Raw genomic sequence first — 15943 nt, 5'->3', positions numbered from 1 at the left:
CATTATTTTCTTTTTGGTACCAGTTAGACTGCTTATATCAGTAATTACTCCTCACTCTTACCAATTTTATGACATCGCATACTGAATTTGATCACTGCTAAAACCGCGGTATTGCAAGAATCGCATTCGCTTGGCACGTTCTTTCGGGTCTTTTGCCGGCATCTCTCCGAAACGACGTAATGCAGTTTCCTTCGCCAACTCAAACCAGTCAATCTCTATCTCTTCCAGCGCCACCCCGGTAATAGAATCAGCCACTCCACGCTGACGAAGTTCCTGCTGAATTCGATACAACCCCTGCCCACGGGTAATGCGGCTGCGAATAAATGCTTCAGCAAAACGCTGCTCTGACTGCAAACCCTGCTCAGCTAGTTGATCCAGGACCTGGGCCAACAAGGCGTTATTTGAACTGCGTGCCGACAACTTTCGCTCCAGCTCCTGGCGACTATGCTCACGGCGAGCCAATAGGTTCATCGCCGCAAACCGTAATTCACTCCGCTCTTTATCGACGTCCCTGGTTTCCATGACAATTCCCAATTAACACTTCGGCAACGACTTTTTTACTGCATACCTAACGACAAAAAGCCCCGCATAGGCGAGGCTTTTGTGGGGCCATTAACACTAGCTCACCTGCTTACTCAGCAGACTCTTCATAAACTTCCTGATCTTCGCTGGCGCTTGGCGCGGCGTCCAGCAGTTTTTCGCGAACCTTGCCTTCGATCTCCTTGGCAATATCCGGGTTTTCTCTCAGATATTCACAGGCGTTGTTTTTGCCTTGTCCAATTTTAGTGCCACCGTAGGAGTACCATGCACCGGCTTTATCGACAAAACCGAGCTTCACACCAAGATCGATAATCTCACCCTGGCGGTTAATACCCTTACCATACAGAATCTGGAATTCACTCTGTTTGAACGGCGGCGACACCTTGTTCTTAACCACTTTCACGCGAGTCTCGTTACCGAGTACTTCGTCGCCCTCTTTTACTGCACCGGTGCGGCGAATATCGAGACGAACTGAAGAGTAGAACTTGAGCGCGTTACCACCGGTAGTCGTTTCGGGGTTGCCAAACATCACGCCGATCTTCATACGAATCTGGTTAATGAAGATCACCAGGCAGTTGGCATTCTTGATGTTACCGGTAATTTTGCGCAGTGCCTGGGACATCAGGCGAGCCTGAAGGCCGACGTGGTGATCACCCATCTCACCCTCAATTTCTGCTTTTGGAGTCAGTGCGGCCACCGAGTCCACAACCAGAACATCAATGGCACCAGAACGCACCAGCATATCGGTAACTTCCAGCGCCTGTTCACCAGTATCCGGCTGGGACAGAATCAGGTCATCAACATTTACGCCAAGCTTGCCAGCGTAAATTGGATCCAGCGCGTGCTCCGCGTCGATAAATGCACAGGTACCACCCATCTTCTGGGCTTCAGCGATAACTGACAGGGTCAACGTAGTTTTACCAGAGGACTCCGGACCATAGATCTCCACAATACGGCCTTTCGGCAAGCCGCCGATACCTAGCGCCACATCAAGACCCAGTGAACCAGTGGAAATGCTGGGTATTGCCATCTGCTCACGCTCACCCATGCGCATTACGGTACCCTTGCCAAACTGACGATCAATCTGAGCTAAAGCGGCCTGTAGCGCTTTTTCCTTATTCGCATCCATCTGTGTTCACCTCATCGTTATATATTGTTTATTGCCGCCCGCTACCGCAGAAAAGAACTGTATAAATCATCAGTAACGTGGAATTTCGTGCAATATAAACCAAAAAAAACAAACTGTACAGCCATACAGTAAAATTAATAGCAAAGAGCCAACAGCCCTCGCAGCGCCTCGGACACAGCTTGCTCCCGCACTGCCGCCCTGTCACCTGAAAAAAGACAGCATTTTGTGACCAGGCTATCCGGCCCTGCCCAGGCAAACCAGACTGTGCCAACCGGTTTATCAGCCGATCCGCCATCGGGGCCGGCAATACCGCTTACTGCTACAGCAATATTGGCACCGGCAAGCTCTATCGCGCCATTTGCCATCTGCTCAACCACTGCCTGACTGACAGCGCCAAGAGAATTGAGGGTGTCTGCCGACACCTTCAACAGCCGCTGTTTCATGGCATTGGAGTAAGTTACAAAACCGGCGTCAAACCAGTCGGAGCTGCCGGAAATGGCAGTAATTGCCGCGGCAACACCCCCACCGGTACAGGACTCGGCGCAAGTCACTCGCCAGCCGCGCTGTTTCAGTGCCTGACCGAGCTGCGCTGCCAATTCAGTTTGCTGTTCATTCATAGATGCCAATTATGAAGATCCCGACCGCAGATTCCTACCCACCAGCCAACACCGTGAACAAAGATTGACGAACGATTCGCGATCACTCGGTTTTTTCCGACCGCGCAATCCCGTAGAATTTGCAGCCTCACATTCTTCAAACCAAGTATAAAAACGCATGACTGCACTCCAGGCCTCGCTCGACCAACACACTCCCATGATGCAACAGTACCTGCGCATTAAGGCAGAGCACCCCAACGAGATGGTGTTCTACCGTATGGGCGATTTTTACGAACTGTTTTTCGACGATGCCAAGCGCGCCGCCCAGCTGCTGGATGTCACCCTGACTGCCCGAGGCAAATCCGGTGGCAATCCGATTCCAATGGCAGGTGTCCCCTACCATGCAGTTGAAGGCTACCTGGCCCGCTTGGTAAAACAAGGTGTATCTGTCGCCATCTGTGAGCAGGTGGGCGACCCGGCCACCAGCAAAGGACCCGTGGAGCGCAAAGTGATGCGCATCGTCACCCCCGGCACCATCAGCGATGAAGCCCTGCTTGAAGAGCGGCGCGACAATCTGCTGGCGGCGGTAAGCTGTCAGGGAGAGTTCTTTGGTATCGCCACCCTGGATATTGGCAGCGGCCGTCTATTGGTTCAGGAGCTGATCGGCACCGAAGGTCTGCTGGGGGAGTTGCAGCGCCTCAATCCCGCCGAGTTATTGGTCAGCGAAGATTTCCCCTATTTCAGCAATATTGAGCACCGCACCGGCGTTCGCCGCCGCCCGCCCTGGGAGTTTGATACCGAAACTGCCGAGCGCCAGCTTACCAGCCAGTTCGGTACCCACGACTTGTCAGGCTTTGGCTGTGAAGGGCTGGCCATTGCCATTCAGGCTGCCGGTTGCCTGCTGCAGTACGCCAAAGAGACCCAGCGCACCGACCTGCCCCACATTCGCGGCATCTCCGTCGAGAACCGCGACGACAGCGTGATTCTAGATGCCGCAACTCGCCGCAATCTGGAGATTGACCTCAATCTCGGTGGCGGACAGGACAACACCCTGATGTCGGTGATGGACAATACGTCCACTGCCATGGGTGGACGGCTGCTGCAACGCTGGCTGAATCGCCCGCTGCGCAACCTGAAAACCCTGGTCAATCGCCAACAGGCCATTGCCCATTTGCGGGACAACTATCGCTACGAAGTGGTTGCGGAGTCCCTTCGTCAGGTAGGTGATATGGAGCGCATTCTCGGTCGAGTAGCGCTGCGCTCGGCACGTCCCCGTGACCTGACCAGGCTTCGCGATTCACTGGCAGTACTGCCACAGATTCAATCCGATTTACGAAACGCTGCCGCCCCGCAACTCAAGCAACTAGCTGAAGAAGCCAGCGAGTTTCCCGAGCTGGTTGACCTGTTACACCGTGCCGTAATTGAAAACCCGCCCGTTGTAATTCGCGACGGTGGCGTCATTGCCGAAGGCTATGACGAAGAACTGGATGAGCTGCGCAACATCAGCGCCAATGCCGGTGATTACCTGGTTCAATTGGAAACCCGCGAACGCCAGCGTACCGGCATTTCCACATTGAAAGTCGGGTACAACCGCGTACACGGCTACTACATCGAGATCACCAAGGCCAATTCTGATCAGGCGCCTATGGATTACCAGCGTCGCCAGACCCTGAAAAATGCCGAGCGCTTTATTACCCCCGAACTCAAAGAGTTTGAGGATAAGGCCCTTTCGGCAAAAAGCCGGGCCTTGGCTCGTGAGAAGGCCCTTTACGAAGAGCTGATTGAGCGCCTCAACGAAGACTTGGGTCCACTGCAGGTTTGTGCTGCCGCTGTCTCGGAACTGGACGTTCTGGCAAATCTGGCAGAGCGAGCGGACTGCCTCAGTTTTGTGGAACCACAGTTAAGTGACGAACCTGGCATTTCCATTCGCAGTGGGCGCCACCCTGTGGTGGAACAGGTGCTGGATTCCCCCTTCGTTGCCAACGACCTCAATTTCCATGACCAGCGCCGCATGCTGATCATCACCGGCCCCAACATGGGCGGTAAATCGACCTATATGCGCCAGGCCGCGCTGATTACATTGCTGGCCCATATTGGCAGTCCTGTCCCAGCAGAAAGCGCCTCTATTGGCTTGGTGGATCGAATCTTTACCCGTATCGGCTCTTCCGATGATTTGGCCGGTGGCCGCTCCACCTTCATGGTCGAAATGACAGAGACCGCCAACATTCTCCACAACGCCACAGACCGCAGCCTGGTGTTGATGGATGAAATTGGTCGCGGTACCAGCACCTTTGACGGCTTGTCCCTGGCCTGGGCCTGTGCCATTCACCTTGCTGAGCAGGTTCGCGCCTTTACCCTCTTTGCGACTCACTACTTTGAATTGACCTCGCTGCCGGAAAAAATGCCGACAGTGGTTAATGTTCACCTGGATGCTACCGAATACAACGACAGCATTGTGTTTTTGCACGCCGTTCAGGAGGGGCCGGCCAGTCAGAGCTATGGAATACAGGTCGCCAAACTCGCCGGCTTGCCAAACCAGGTCCTTGAACTGGCTCGTCAAGAGTTGGCTGTATTGGAAGCTGGCAGCCTGAAAACCCCCAAAAATCATGTTGCCAAACAACCGCCCAGTGCACTGCTTCAACCAGCACAGGCAGAACTGTTCAGCGATCAGGGCGGACAAAAACTGCGCGAAGCCATTACCGCCATTGATCCCAACAACCTGACACCCAGGCAGGCGTTGGATGCGCTGTATGAGCTGCAAGAATTGTCGAAAAAGGTATAATGCCCGGCTTTAGCCGTTGCGGCGCATTAAAGATTTTAGTCAGGAGAAGTGAGTTATGGCCTTTGTGGTCGGTGAAAACTGCATCAAGTGCAAACACACAGATTGCGTTGAAGTGTGCCCGGTGGATTGCTTTTACGAAGGCCCCAACTTCCTCGTTATCCACCCGGACGAGTGCATTGACTGCGCCCTGTGCGAGCCAGAGTGCCCTGTTGATGCGATCTTCTCCGAAGACGAAATGCCTGAGGGCCAGGAAGTGTTTATTGAACTGAACGCCGAACTGGCTGAAGAGTGGCCTAACATCACCGAGAAAAAAGACGCGCCTGAAGATGCTGCTGAGTGGGATGGTAAGCCCGGCAAGCTGGCATTGCTCGAGAGATAACATTATCGAGAGATGGGAATGGGAGATGGGAGATGTAAAATCCCGCCCCCCAGAAACCAAAAAAGCCGCCTTTTAAGGCGGCTTTTTTGTCTCTCGTCTCTCGTCTCTCGGACGATCACTCCTCAAACAACGTCTCGCTATCGAGTCCCTGTTTCTGGACAATTTCCCGAAGCCGTTTGAGCGCCTCAACCTGAATCTGGCGCACCCGCTCCCGAGTCAAACCAATCTCTTTACCTACCTCCTCCAGAGTTGAGATTTCATAACCCTGGAGACCAAAGCGACGAGCAATTACCTCACGCTGCTTTTGCGGCAGTTCATCCAGCCAGTGTTCAAGTGCATGCACCAGATCACCATCTTCTACCAGCTCTTCTGGATCGGAACGATGCTGATCGGCAATGGTTTCCACCAGCGTCTTATCACTATCGTGACCGAGGGAAATATCTACTGAACTGACACGCTCATTCAAACCCAGCATGCGGTAAACATCCTGAATAGGCTTATCGAGTAGCGTGGCAATTTCTTCGGCAGAAGGATCGTGGTCTAATTCCTGTGACAGCTTTCGCGCCGCCCTCAGATAGACATTCATCTCCTTCACCACATGAATCGGCAAACGAATGGTTCGGGTCTGGTTCATCAGCGCCCTCTCAATCGTCTGGCGAATCCACCAGGTTGCATAGGTCGAGAATCGATAGCCCAATTCCGGGTCGAATTTTTCAACAGCCCTCATTAGACCGAGATTGCCTTCTTCGATCAAATCAAGCAGTGATAAACCTCGATTAACGTAACGTCGCGCAATTTTAACCACAAGGCGCAGGTTACTTTCGATCATTCGTTTGCGTGAGGCTTCACAGCCTTTTCGGGATTTGCGGGAATAGAAAACTTCCTCTTCCGCAGTGAGAAGGGGCACAAAACCAATCTCTTTCATGTAAAGACTGGCTGCGTCGAGCACCTGTTCTGGCTTTTTCAGTGAATCGTCCAGTTGCTCCATATCGCCTTCCAAAAAATCATTATCCAGCATATGCCAAACCCCCAGTGATTTTTTAGGTAATTAATCATCCTTGACCTGACTTCAACACTATCACTTTATGAACAATTGTCTAGCAATATTTCATTAGTTCCTGCGTCAAAACCTATTGCCGGGGTAATAATCTTACTGGATCTATGGGTTTACCGTTTTTACGGATCTCGAAATAGAGACGCTTTGAATCCTCCATGTCTCCACCCACCTCAGCTATTTTCTGACCAGCGGTCACCATCTCCCCCTCAGCGACCAATATTTGATGATTATTGGCATAGGCACTGAGGAAAGTATCACTGTGTTTCACAATCACTAACTGACCGTAACCACGCAAACCACTGCCGGCATACACAACCACCCCGGGGCCTGCAGCCTCGACTTTCGATCCTTTTCCGGACGAAATATAAATTCCTTTAAAAACCTTTGAGGAATCGTAGTGCCGGGACACCCGCCCTTTTGCCGGCCATTGCCAACTCCAGCTTTTTGGTAGTGACGCCACTTTTTTTGCATTACTTTCAGGGCTGGAGCCTGCAGGTTTAATGGTTTTTATTGTCTTACTGGATGTATTGCCGGTTGATGACGATGTCCCGGCCGTTGACGGTTTGGGAGCTGATGGTTTCGATGCTGAAGGTTTGGCACTTGATGTTGGCTTGGACTTACTTTCTGCAACGCCGGGTTTAGTGGCAACGACCGCCTGCCTGCTGCTATTTTTCGGCGTGTTGGTATTTACCGATTTAGTCAGGTCCAGATTGAGACGCTGCCCCGAATAAATGGTGTACGGTGCAGCAATACCGTTGGCCTTTGCCAGTTGCTGATAATCAAGCTCATAGCGCCAGGCGATGGAATAAAGGGTTTCACCACTGGAAACCACGTGATAGTCGATCAGATCCTTTGGCGGCGCAGGCCTACTGGAAATGGGAGCGGGTGCATGACGGGCACATCCGCTACTGAACAGCAGCAGAGAAATTAGAAAAAAGTGTGTAGACTTTCCCTTTAATATATTCACTTTTTATACGGTGGCGCGCTTTCCACCAATATGTTCCAGCCCCAAAACCAATACAACCCCAAACAACATTAACAACATAGCAACCCAGGTGTGAGGATCCTGCCCCAATAGCTCAGAGTACTCCCATGGGAACAGGTTATCCTGCACCAATACGATCTCTTTTCCGGAAGAGGTATAAAACACTTCCAGCGGATTTCTCCACGGCCATACTGTGGCCAATGACCCGGCGAGAAATCCCACCAGTGTTGACAATGTAACACTGTAATAGCGTTCCAAAAGCCAGCTCAGCACACGTGAGAAAGACAATAACCCCACCACGCAACCAAGTGCAAACAGTGCCAGTGTAGTAAAATCAAGTGCACTGATGGCATCAATCAATACACCGTACATTCCCAATAAAACCAGAATAAAACTGCCAGATATTCCAGGCAAAATCATGGCGCAAATCGCTATGGCGCCAGCACAAAATATCGCCAGCGGAGAGCTGCCCACAACAAGTGGAGGAAGGTAAAATAAAAATGCAGAAAGGATTGTGCCGGCCATAACCGCCATGGCTTCGGCGATACCCCATCGTCCGAGATTACGTGTAATCCAGATAATTGAAGCTATGATCAGTCCGAAAAAGAACGACCAGATCAAAACCGGGTATGCATCGAGACAATAGCTGACCAGTTTGGCCAAAGAAAAAATACTGACCAGAATTCCAGTAAAAAGAACCAGCAGGAAATTACCATTAATGGCCGACCAGAACGCAGCGATCCCATGACTGCGTAACAGCTTTAAAGACTGCAGGTTAACTGAGCGAATAGAATTGAGAAATTCCTGATAAATACCGCTGATAAAGGCGATAGTTCCACCGGACACTCCGGGAACCACATCTGCAGCACCCATGGCAATGCCTTTTAAAAACAACAGCAGGTAATCGACCGGTCGTCGCATTCCTTGTCCTTAATTTATTCTCTTCCAACTAAAAATAAAATTATCAACTCAGCGTGAGATACCGCTGAGCAAAGGTACAAAACGCACCGGCTCAATAACTTCTTCGGAAAAATTATTGCTATCACCTTCGCGAGTAAATACACACAACTCCTGATAACCATCGGGCCCCAACGGGATTACCAGGATACCATCAGGTGCCAATTGATAGAGCAATTCCTGTGGCAGGGTCTGGGGGGCTGCGGTACTGATGATTCCGTTAAAGGGCGCATATTCTGGCCAGCCAAAGCCGCCATCTGAAAGTGACGCTGTAACATTGCGGTGGCCGAGACGACGCAATAATTCGCGAGAGCGCGAAAGCAGGGGAGCAATCCGCTCAACCGAATAAACCTTGTCCACCAATTGTGCCAGCACTGCCGTCTGGTAACCGGAACCAGTGCCGATCTCCAGGACCTTGCCCGGTTTTCCGCGGGACAATAACAACTCGGTCATACGAGCAACGATATAAGGCTGGGAAAGGGTCTGCTTGTGACCTATGGGCAGTGCGGTATCTTCGTAGGCACGATGTGAAAGTGCTTCATCCAGAAACAGGTGCCTGGGGGTAACTCGCATTACATCGAGCACTTTCTGACTCTTGATGCCCTGCTCAACCAGGCGTTGAATCATGCGCTCCCTTGTGCGCTGAGAGGTCATGCCGACACCGCCGACATTGGCAGAGAGCCCGAAGCTGTTCACACGTAACTCCTGAGTATCACAAGATTAATTATTATGGTTGTCCAAGTGACCAACTATATCACGACCCGAGTGTGCAGTGTTTAACTCTGTAAGCTCCCTCAGTACCGAGGTGGCAAAGCAGCCAGGCAGCAAACCGAAGGACAACACCAGATCATTGCTCTCAAATTGCCACTGCAGGTTTTGCGGGTGCAGTACCAGGTCGCGTCGTTCCTGTGAGAGCCCACTGTGCTCCAGTGCATCTCCCCAACCGGGCAGACTGTCGGCAACTTGCTGCTCCAGCGCAACTCTCGCCTCACTGCCCTGGTGACGCCCTCGCCCCCACATCGCACCTGTTGGCAGCTCTTCCCCTTCCAGAGGCTTATTCCAGGAATGCTGCTTCATACGAGTGGCCAGAATTCGATTAAACAGGTACGAGCGCCCCGCAGACAAATAAATTCCGGATTGACCACCACCTGAGGAGCGACCACCGCGGCGGCCGCGCTGTCGGTTACGGGATCGGGCATCACCGGACTGACCAACAAATTTCTGTTCAAATTCCCGGAGGTTGCCAGCGTCATGCCCAAACCGCTGCTCGCCAAAATAGTTGGGCACGCCCTGTTCAGCTATGAATGCCAGACGTTGCTCGAGCAAAGAGTGATCCGCAGTCAATTCCCGCAGACGGATAATGAAGTGATTGCTCTGGTGATCACCGCGGCGCAGCTTTTTGGGATGACGGCCACTGGCCAGCAAGGTCACCCCCTCCAAGGCTTCAACAGCTTGGAGGTTTAACTCCTTTTTGGGCAGATACAGGCTGAACCACTGGCTGGTTACCGCTCGGCGGTCTTTCATGCCGCAATAGCCAACATCCATGGCTTTAATGTCTGCTATCTGAGCCAACTGCTCAGCTACCCAACGGGTGTTCTGGTTGCGCTTTTGGATATGCAGCAGCAGGTGTTCACCATTGCCCTGTGGCTCAAACCCGAGGCTCTCATCCACAACAAAGTCTTCCGGTACACTTCTGAAGGAAGCAGAGCCCAGTGGCTCGCCGTGGGCAAAAGGAAAATCCAACGAATAGTCTGACATTAAGGCTTCGTAACTCAAAATAACTGTAATTGTAAGGTGCGCCAGGCGCACCGAGTTAAACTGGCATACCAACAATGGTGCGCACGGCGCACCCAACAGATGTTATGTCACAATCAACACAACCGCATGACAGGCAATGCCTTCCTTGCGACCTTCAAAGCCAAGCTTTTCCGTAGTGGTCGCTTTGACGTTGACCTGGCCACTATTGGCTGACATATCTTCCGCAAGATTGGCGCTCATCGCTTCAATATGAGGCGCCATTTTCGGTGCCTGGGCAACGATGGTTATATCCGCATTGCCCAACTTCCAACCGCGCTCTGTCAGCAATTTCATGACATGTCGCAACAACTGTCGACTGTCAGCACCTTTGTACTGCGGATCGGTATCGGGAAAATGGCGCCCTATATCCCCAAGGCCAGCCGCGCCCAGCAGCGCATCACAGAGAGCGTGAACCAGCACATCACCATCGGAATGGGCAACAAATCCCTGGCGATAAGGAATCGCTACACCACCCAACATCAGGTGATCGCCTGGGCCAAAAGCATGCACATCGTAGCCGTGACCAATTCTCATGATCAGTGGTCTTCCTTCTGTTGAATTTGGACCTGCAGAATAGCCTCGGCAATTGCAAGGTCTTCGCGGTTGGTAATTTTGATATTGTCACGCTGGCCAGCAATCACTTTTGGCGACACACCCAGTTGCTCAACAGCCGAGGACTCATCAGTGGGCTGAAAGTCTTTATTTTTGGCCTGTAACAAAGCATCTCGCAGCAGTGAATAACGAAACATCTGTGGGGTCATAGCCGCCCAAAGCTGGCTGCGATCTTCCGTAGCAGCAATGCAATTACCACCGGACACCCGCTTTACCGTGTCAGCCATAGGAGCAGCGAGAATACCGCCGACAGCGTCTACTGCAAGTGCATCCATCATTCGCTCGATATCTGCTGCTCGCACACAGGGACGGGCAATATCATGGACCAGCACCCAGTCATTTGGGCTGGCCAATTCTGTTAATGCGAGTAACCCCTGATAGACCGTATCGGAGCGCTCCGCACCACCTGTAGTCAAAATAACTCTTGAGTCGTTAATTCCGAGCTTTGCCCAATGCTGATCCGCATCACTGATCGCGACAACACATCCGGCAACACGACTTACAGAAAGCAGACGACTAAGCGTCCACTCCGCCACGGTCTTGCCATTGAGGGGATAGTACTGTTTTGGCTGATCACCACCAAAACGGCGACCTACACCTGCAGCAGGTACAACTACCCAAAACTTAGGTTCGGTCATGGTTTTTTCGGCTCTTTCTCTATCACCATATAGAACGTCTCGCCATCCTTGATCAAACCAAGATCATTGCGAGCACGCTCTTCGATGGCTTCGAGGCCGTCATTGAGAGCGCGAACTTCTCGGGCAATGGTTTCGTTGCGGGCTTCGGCCTCTGCGTTAATGGCCTGCTGTTCTGCTACGGCACGCTGTAACTCCACCTTTTGGGCGAGACTGCCCTCTCCCACCCACAATCGATATTGCAGGGTTAGAAACAGGACAATTAATACAGCCAAAAGCCAGCGCATGGGTTCTCGGTGTGTTGGTACATTGTTAGTAGTGTATTTAAATAAAAACGGCGAGGATAGTCCTCGCCGTTTACGAGAGATGGGAGACGATAGATGAGAGACGAGTTTCTCCGAGCGTTAGTCGGACATCTCGTCTCTCATCTCACATCTCTCGTCTCACTCAGTTCTTGAACTCAGCGCGGCCGCGGTACGGTGCTTTCTCGCTGCCAAGCTCGGCTTCAATGCGAAGCAGACGGTTGTACTTGGCAACACGGTCAGAGCGGCACAGGGAACCGGTTTTGATCTGGCCAGCGGCAGTAGCTACTGCCAGGTCAGCAATGGTGGTGTCTTCGGTTTCACCGGAACGGTGAGAAATCACCGCAGTGTAGCCAGCGTCCTTGGCCATCTGGATGGCATCCAGGGTCTCGGACAGAGAACCGATTTGGTTGAACTTGATCAGGATGGAATTACCCACGCCCTTCTCGATACCCTCTTTAAGGATACGGGTGTTGGTTACGAACAGGTCGTCACCCACCAGCTGGCACTTGTCGCCGATCTTGTCGGTCAGAACTTTCCAGCCGTCCCAGTCACTTTCGTCCAGGCCATCTTCGATAGAGATGATCGGGTAGCGGCTAACCAGCTCGGCCAGGTAGTCGGCAAAGCCGTTGGAATCAAATACCTTGCCTTCGCCAGACAGGTCGTACTTACCGTCTTTGTAAAATTCGGAAGCAGCACAGTCCAGAGCCAGGGTTACGTCTTTGTCCAGCTCGTAACCTGCGTCGGCTACGGCTTCAGCAATCACTGCCAGCGCTTCTTCGTTGGACGCCAGGTTCGGGGCAAAACCACCCTCATCACCCACGGCGGTGTTCAGGCCGCGTACTTTCAGTACTTTCTTCAGTGAGTGAAAAATCTCCGCACCCATACGCAGACCTTCGGCGAAAGTAGGAGCGCTAACTGGCTGAACCATAAACTCCTGGATGTCGACGTTGTTGTCCGCGTGCTCACCACCGTTGAGGATGTTCATCATCGGTACCGGCATGGTGAATTGACCCGGGGTGCCGTTTACGTCAGCGATGTGTGCGTACAGAGGAACACCTTTGGCTTTTGCTGCTGCTTTCGCTGCAGCCAGGGAAACAGCCAGAATAGCATTGGCACCCAGTACTGCTTTGTTGTCGGTGCCGTCAGCTTCAATCATCAGGCGATCCAGCTCACGCTGTTCGGTAACATCTTTACCCACCAGCAGCTCGCGGATGGTGGTATTGATGTTGTTAACTGCTTTCAAGACGCCCTTGCCCAGGTAACGAGCCTTGTCGCCATCGCGCAATTCCAGTGCTTCGCGGGAGCCGGTAGAGGCACCGGATGGTGCACAGGCAGTACCAACAATGCCGTTTTCCAGAACTACGTCGGCTTCAACGGTTGGGTTACCGCGGGAATCCAGCACTTCATAAGCGCGAATGTCAGCAATTTTAGTCATTGAAAAGTCTCTCTAGAACGTAAAGTAAGTCTTTGTCATCCCCGCGAAGGCGGGGATCCATCTCGCGAACAGCGCGATCTGGTGGATTCCCGCTTTCGCGGGAATGACGAGTTATTAGGAAATATCCAGATCCGGCAGGTTTTTCACCAGATCATCTATAGCTTTCATCTGCTCAAGGAATGGCTTTAGCTTGTCCAGCGGCAGCGCACTTGGGCCGTCGCAAAGTGCTTTATCCGGGTTCGGATGCGCCTCCAGGAACAGGCCTGCTAAACCAACCGCCATACCGGCACGAGCCAGCTCAGCCACCTGATGGCGACGACCACCAGACGCCGCACCCATCGGGTCACGGCACTGCAAGGCGTGGGTCACATCAAAAATCAGAGGCGCTCCGCCGGAAACTTCTTTCATAGTGCGGAAGCCCAGCATGTCGACAACCAGGTTGTCGTATCCAAAGCAGGCACCGCGCTCACACAGCATCACTTTGTCGTTGCCACACTCGCGGAATTTTTCCGCCAGGTTTTTAACCTGCGCCGGGCTCATGAACTGCGGTTTTTTGACGTTGATTACTGCACCGGTTTCAGCCATCGCCTCAACCAGGTCGGTTTGGCGCGCCAAAAATGCCGGCAACTGAATCACATCCGCCACTTCGGCAACCGGTTTGGCCTGATACGGCTCGTGCACGTCGGTAATTACCGGAACATTGAAAGTTTCTTTGATCTCTTCAAAGATCTTCAAACCCTCTTCCATTCCCGGGCCGCGATAAGAGTGCACCGAAGAGCGGTTAGCCTTATCGAACGACGCCTTGAATACGTAGGGAATGCCCAGCTCGCCGGTGACTTTCACGTAGTGTTCGGCAATCTGCATCGCCAGGTCACGAGACTCAAGCACGTTCATGCCGCCAAACAGCACAAACGGCTTGTCGTTGGCGACTTCGATTCCGGCAACTTCAATAATTTGCTGCATCATTCACCCTTATGAGCCAATGCGGCGCGAACATAGCTGGAGAACATCGGGTGGCCATCGCGCGGGGTCGAGGTAAATTCCGGGTGGAACTGACAGGCGAAGAACCAGGGGTGATCAGCGATTTCCACGGTTTCCACCAGATGGTTCTGCTCGGACCAGCCGCCAATTTTCAGGCCAGCGGTTTCCAGTTGCTCAACGTAATTGTTGTTTACTTCGTAACGGTGACGGTGACGTTCTACCACAGAGGTAGAGCCATAAATCTCGGCCGCTTTGGAGCCTTCTACCAGCAGAGACTCCTGGGAACCCAGGCGCATAGTGCCGCCCATATCGGAATTCTCGTCGCGCACTTCTACCTGGCCAGTCTCGTCTACCCATTCGGTAATCAAGCCGACAATCGGGTGCTTGGCGTCGCGATCAAACTCGGTTGAGGTCGCCCCTTCCAGGCCGCACACATTGCGGGCGTATTCAATAACCGCAACCTGCATACCCAGACAGATACCCAGATAAGGAATTTTGTTTTCACGGGCGTAACGCACCGCGGCAATCTTGCCTTCAAGGCCGCGGGAACCAAAGCCACCCGGCACCAAAATGGCGTCTGCTTTTTCCAGAATGGAAACGCCCTTCTCTTCCACTTCTTCGGCGTTGATGTGCAGGATCTTTACTTTGGTCTTGTTGTGAATACCGGCGTGGCTGAGTGCTTCGTTCAACGACTTATAGGCGTCCAGCAGTTCCATGTACTTGCCCACCATCGCAATGGTGACTTCTTTTTCCGGATGCAGATGATTCTCGGCCACCCAGTCCCAATCGCTCAAGTCTGCTTCACCACATTCAAGTCGCAAGCGGTCGATCACAAACTGATCGAGGCCACGGGATTGCAGATGTCTGGGAATGTGATAGATGGTTTTGGCGTCCAGCAACGGAACTACCGCACGTTGCTCAACATTAGTGAACAGAGAGATTTTCTTGAGTTCATTCTCAGGAATTTCCATCTCAGAGCGACACAACAGCACATCCGGTTGAATACCGATAGAACGCAGCTCTTTCACTGAGTGCTGGGTCGGTTTGGTTTTCACCTCACCAGCGGTAGCGATGTAAGGCACCAGGGTCAGGTGCATCAACATGGCGCGCTCCATGCCCAGCTCCACTTTGAGCTGACGCACGGCTTCCAGGAAAGGTTGTGATTCGATATCACCGACGGTACCGCCGATTTCAACGATCGCCACATCGTAGCCTTCGCCACCCACTTTGACGCGGCGTTTGATCTCATCAGTAACATGAGGAATCACCTGAACAGTGCCGCCCAGGTAGTCACCGCGGCGTTCGCGACGCAGAATAGTCTCGTAAACACGACCGCTGGTAAAGTTGTTGCGCTTGGTCATCTTGGAGCGCAGGAAACGCTCGTAGTGGCCCAAGTCGAGGTCGGTCTCGGCACCATCCTCTGTCACAAACACCTCACCGTGCTGGAACGGGCTCATGGTGCCCGGATCCACGTTCAGGTAAGGATCGAGTTTGAGAATAGTTACCTTAAGACCGCGCGCTTCAAGCACAGCACCAAGGGATGCGGAAGCGATACCCTTCCCAAGAGAAGAAACAACACCGCCCGTCACAAAAATAAAACGTGTCATAAAAGCCCGTCCGAGACTGCTTGTCTGTGTAAATACAGCTGGTAAAGAATGTGTAGAGAGAATGATTTGGGCCAGAAAGCGGCCTGCAACCATCTCGATCAAGATGGGAGCGCAGATTACCAGAAAGCGTGTCTCGAAGCCACCAG

Annotated in this window: 16 protein-coding genes; 2 read left to right on the top strand and 14 right to left on the bottom strand. The window is 52.5% G+C overall.

All coding sequences use genetic code 11. The features are described 5' to 3' along the window. Positions 1-66: 66 nt before the first annotated feature. From QP938_05220 to QP938_05210, 3 genes are all read right to left on the bottom strand, one after another. Positions 67-522, bottom strand: a complete 456-nt coding sequence (locus QP938_05220; GenBank protein WIO75311.1) for a regulatory protein RecX — start codon at positions 520-522, stop codon at positions 67-69. A gap of 109 nt (positions 523-631) precedes the next feature. Beyond that, entirely contained in the window at positions 632-1669 is a 1038-nt protein-coding gene (recA, locus tag QP938_05215) for a recombinase RecA (GenBank protein WIO75310.1), read from the bottom strand. A gap of 134 nt (positions 1670-1803) precedes the next feature. After that, positions 1804-2286 (bottom strand): CinA family protein, encoded by a 483-nt coding sequence (locus QP938_05210; protein WIO75621.1) that lies wholly within the window; start codon positions 2284-2286, stop codon positions 1804-1806. A gap of 157 nt (positions 2287-2443) precedes the next feature. Between QP938_05210 and mutS the strand changes: the two genes are divergently transcribed. After that, on the top strand, positions 2444-5047 hold the full coding sequence (gene mutS, locus QP938_05205) for a DNA mismatch repair protein MutS (GenBank protein ID WIO75309.1): 2604 nt from the start codon (positions 2444-2446) through the stop codon (positions 5045-5047). A gap of 55 nt (positions 5048-5102) precedes the next feature. Next, positions 5103-5426 (top strand): ferredoxin family protein, encoded by a 324-nt coding sequence (locus tag QP938_05200; protein ID WIO75308.1) that lies wholly within the window; start codon positions 5103-5105, stop codon positions 5424-5426. Positions 5427-5541: 115 nt separating this feature from the next. Here the strand turns inward: QP938_05200 and rpoS are convergent, their stop codons facing one another. From rpoS to QP938_05145, 11 genes are all read right to left on the bottom strand, one after another. Beyond that, positions 5542-6414, bottom strand: coding sequence for an RNA polymerase sigma factor RpoS (gene rpoS / locus QP938_05195; protein ID WIO75620.1), 873 nt, complete (start codon positions 6412-6414; stop codon positions 5542-5544). 142 nt (positions 6415-6556) lie between these two features. Beyond that, positions 6557-7450 carry a peptidoglycan DD-metalloendopeptidase family protein gene (locus tag QP938_05190; protein WIO75307.1) on the bottom strand — a complete coding sequence of 298 codons (894 nt, stop codon included), beginning with the start codon at positions 7448-7450 and terminating at the stop codon, positions 6557-6559. Positions 7451-7453: 3 nt separating this feature from the next. After that, positions 7454-8389, bottom strand: a complete 936-nt coding sequence (locus QP938_05185) for a DUF368 domain-containing protein (protein WIO75306.1) — start codon at positions 8387-8389, stop codon at positions 7454-7456. Between the two features lie 48 nt (positions 8390-8437). Then, positions 8438-9079, bottom strand: coding sequence for a protein-L-isoaspartate(D-aspartate) O-methyltransferase (locus QP938_05180; GenBank protein WIO75619.1), 642 nt, complete (start codon positions 9077-9079; stop codon positions 8438-8440). Between the two features lie 66 nt (positions 9080-9145). Then, positions 9146-10183, bottom strand: coding sequence for a tRNA pseudouridine(13) synthase TruD (locus tag QP938_05175; GenBank protein WIO75305.1), 1038 nt, complete (start codon positions 10181-10183; stop codon positions 9146-9148). A 102-nt stretch (positions 10184-10285) separates the two neighbouring features. Further along, positions 10286-10756, bottom strand: a complete 471-nt coding sequence (gene ispF / locus QP938_05170) for a 2-C-methyl-D-erythritol 2,4-cyclodiphosphate synthase (protein WIO75304.1) — start codon at positions 10754-10756, stop codon at positions 10286-10288. 2 nt (positions 10757-10758) lie between these two features. Then, positions 10759-11472, bottom strand: a complete 714-nt coding sequence (gene ispD, locus QP938_05165) for a 2-C-methyl-D-erythritol 4-phosphate cytidylyltransferase (protein WIO75303.1) — start codon at positions 11470-11472, stop codon at positions 10759-10761. Next, the gene (gene ftsB, locus QP938_05160; GenBank protein ID WIO75302.1) at positions 11469-11756 is read right to left on the bottom strand and encodes a cell division protein FtsB; all 288 of its coding nucleotides are present in this window, start codon (positions 11754-11756) and stop codon (positions 11469-11471) included. Before ftsB ends, ispD begins: the two co-directional genes overlap by 4 nt. Positions 11757-11916: 160 nt before the next feature. Continuing rightward, positions 11917-13209, bottom strand: a complete 1293-nt coding sequence (eno, locus tag QP938_05155; protein WIO75301.1) for a phosphopyruvate hydratase — start codon at positions 13207-13209, stop codon at positions 11917-11919. A 114-nt stretch (positions 13210-13323) separates the two neighbouring features. Further along, positions 13324-14175, bottom strand: coding sequence for a 3-deoxy-8-phosphooctulonate synthase (kdsA, locus tag QP938_05150; protein WIO75300.1), 852 nt, complete (start codon positions 14173-14175; stop codon positions 13324-13326). After that, positions 14172-15797 carry a CTP synthase gene (locus tag QP938_05145; GenBank protein ID WIO75299.1) on the bottom strand — a complete coding sequence of 542 codons (1626 nt, stop codon included), beginning with the start codon at positions 15795-15797 and terminating at the stop codon, positions 14172-14174. The genes kdsA and QP938_05145 overlap by 4 nt, the downstream gene beginning before the upstream one ends. Between the last annotated feature and the right edge of the window lie 146 nt (positions 15798-15943).

Source organism: Porticoccaceae bacterium LTM1 (assembly GCA_030252795.1).
In the GTDB taxonomy this organism is placed as follows: domain Bacteria; phylum Pseudomonadota; class Gammaproteobacteria; order Pseudomonadales; family Porticoccaceae; genus SCSIO-12696.
Note: the sequence above shows the minus strand (reverse complement) of the source record. Positions and strands in the feature narration are given on the sequence as shown.

Excerpts from the sequence above, each read along its gene's own strand:
- QP938_05220 (WIO75311.1), bottom strand. The coding sequence starts at position 522 with ATGGAAACCAGGGACGTCGATAAAGAGCGGAGTGAATTACGGTTTGCG.
- recA (WIO75310.1), bottom strand. The coding sequence starts at position 1,669 with ATGGATGCGAATAAGGAAAAAGCGCTACAGGCCGCTTTAGCTCAGATT.
- QP938_05210 (WIO75621.1), bottom strand. The coding sequence starts at position 2,286 with ATGAATGAACAGCAAACTGAATTGGCAGCGCAGCTCGGTCAGGCACTG.
- mutS (WIO75309.1), top strand. The coding sequence starts at position 2,444 with ATGACTGCACTCCAGGCCTCGCTCGACCAACACACTCCCATGATGCAA.
- QP938_05200 (WIO75308.1), top strand. The coding sequence starts at position 5,103 with ATGGCCTTTGTGGTCGGTGAAAACTGCATCAAGTGCAAACACACAGAT.
- rpoS (WIO75620.1), bottom strand. The coding sequence starts at position 6,414 with ATGGAGCAACTGGACGATTCACTGAAAAAGCCAGAACAGGTGCTCGAC.
- QP938_05185 (WIO75306.1), bottom strand. The coding sequence starts at position 8,389 with ATGCGACGACCGGTCGATTACCTGCTGTTGTTTTTAAAAGGCATTGCC.
- QP938_05180 (WIO75619.1), bottom strand. The coding sequence starts at position 9,079 with ATGACCTCTCAGCGCACAAGGGAGCGCATGATTCAACGCCTGGTTGAG.
- QP938_05175 (WIO75305.1), bottom strand. The coding sequence starts at position 10,183 with ATGTCAGACTATTCGTTGGATTTTCCTTTTGCCCACGGCGAGCCACTG.
- ispF (WIO75304.1), bottom strand. The coding sequence starts at position 10,756 with ATGAGAATTGGTCACGGCTACGATGTGCATGCTTTTGGCCCAGGCGAT.
- ispD (WIO75303.1), bottom strand. The coding sequence starts at position 11,472 with ATGACCGAACCTAAGTTTTGGGTAGTTGTACCTGCTGCAGGTGTAGGT.
- ftsB (WIO75302.1), bottom strand. The coding sequence starts at position 11,756 with ATGCGCTGGCTTTTGGCTGTATTAATTGTCCTGTTTCTAACCCTGCAA.
- eno (WIO75301.1), bottom strand. The coding sequence starts at position 13,209 with ATGACTAAAATTGCTGACATTCGCGCTTATGAAGTGCTGGATTCCCGC.
- kdsA (WIO75300.1), bottom strand. The coding sequence starts at position 14,175 with ATGATGCAGCAAATTATTGAAGTTGCCGGAATCGAAGTCGCCAACGAC.
- QP938_05145 (WIO75299.1), bottom strand. The coding sequence starts at position 15,797 with ATGACACGTTTTATTTTTGTGACGGGCGGTGTTGTTTCTTCTCTTGGG.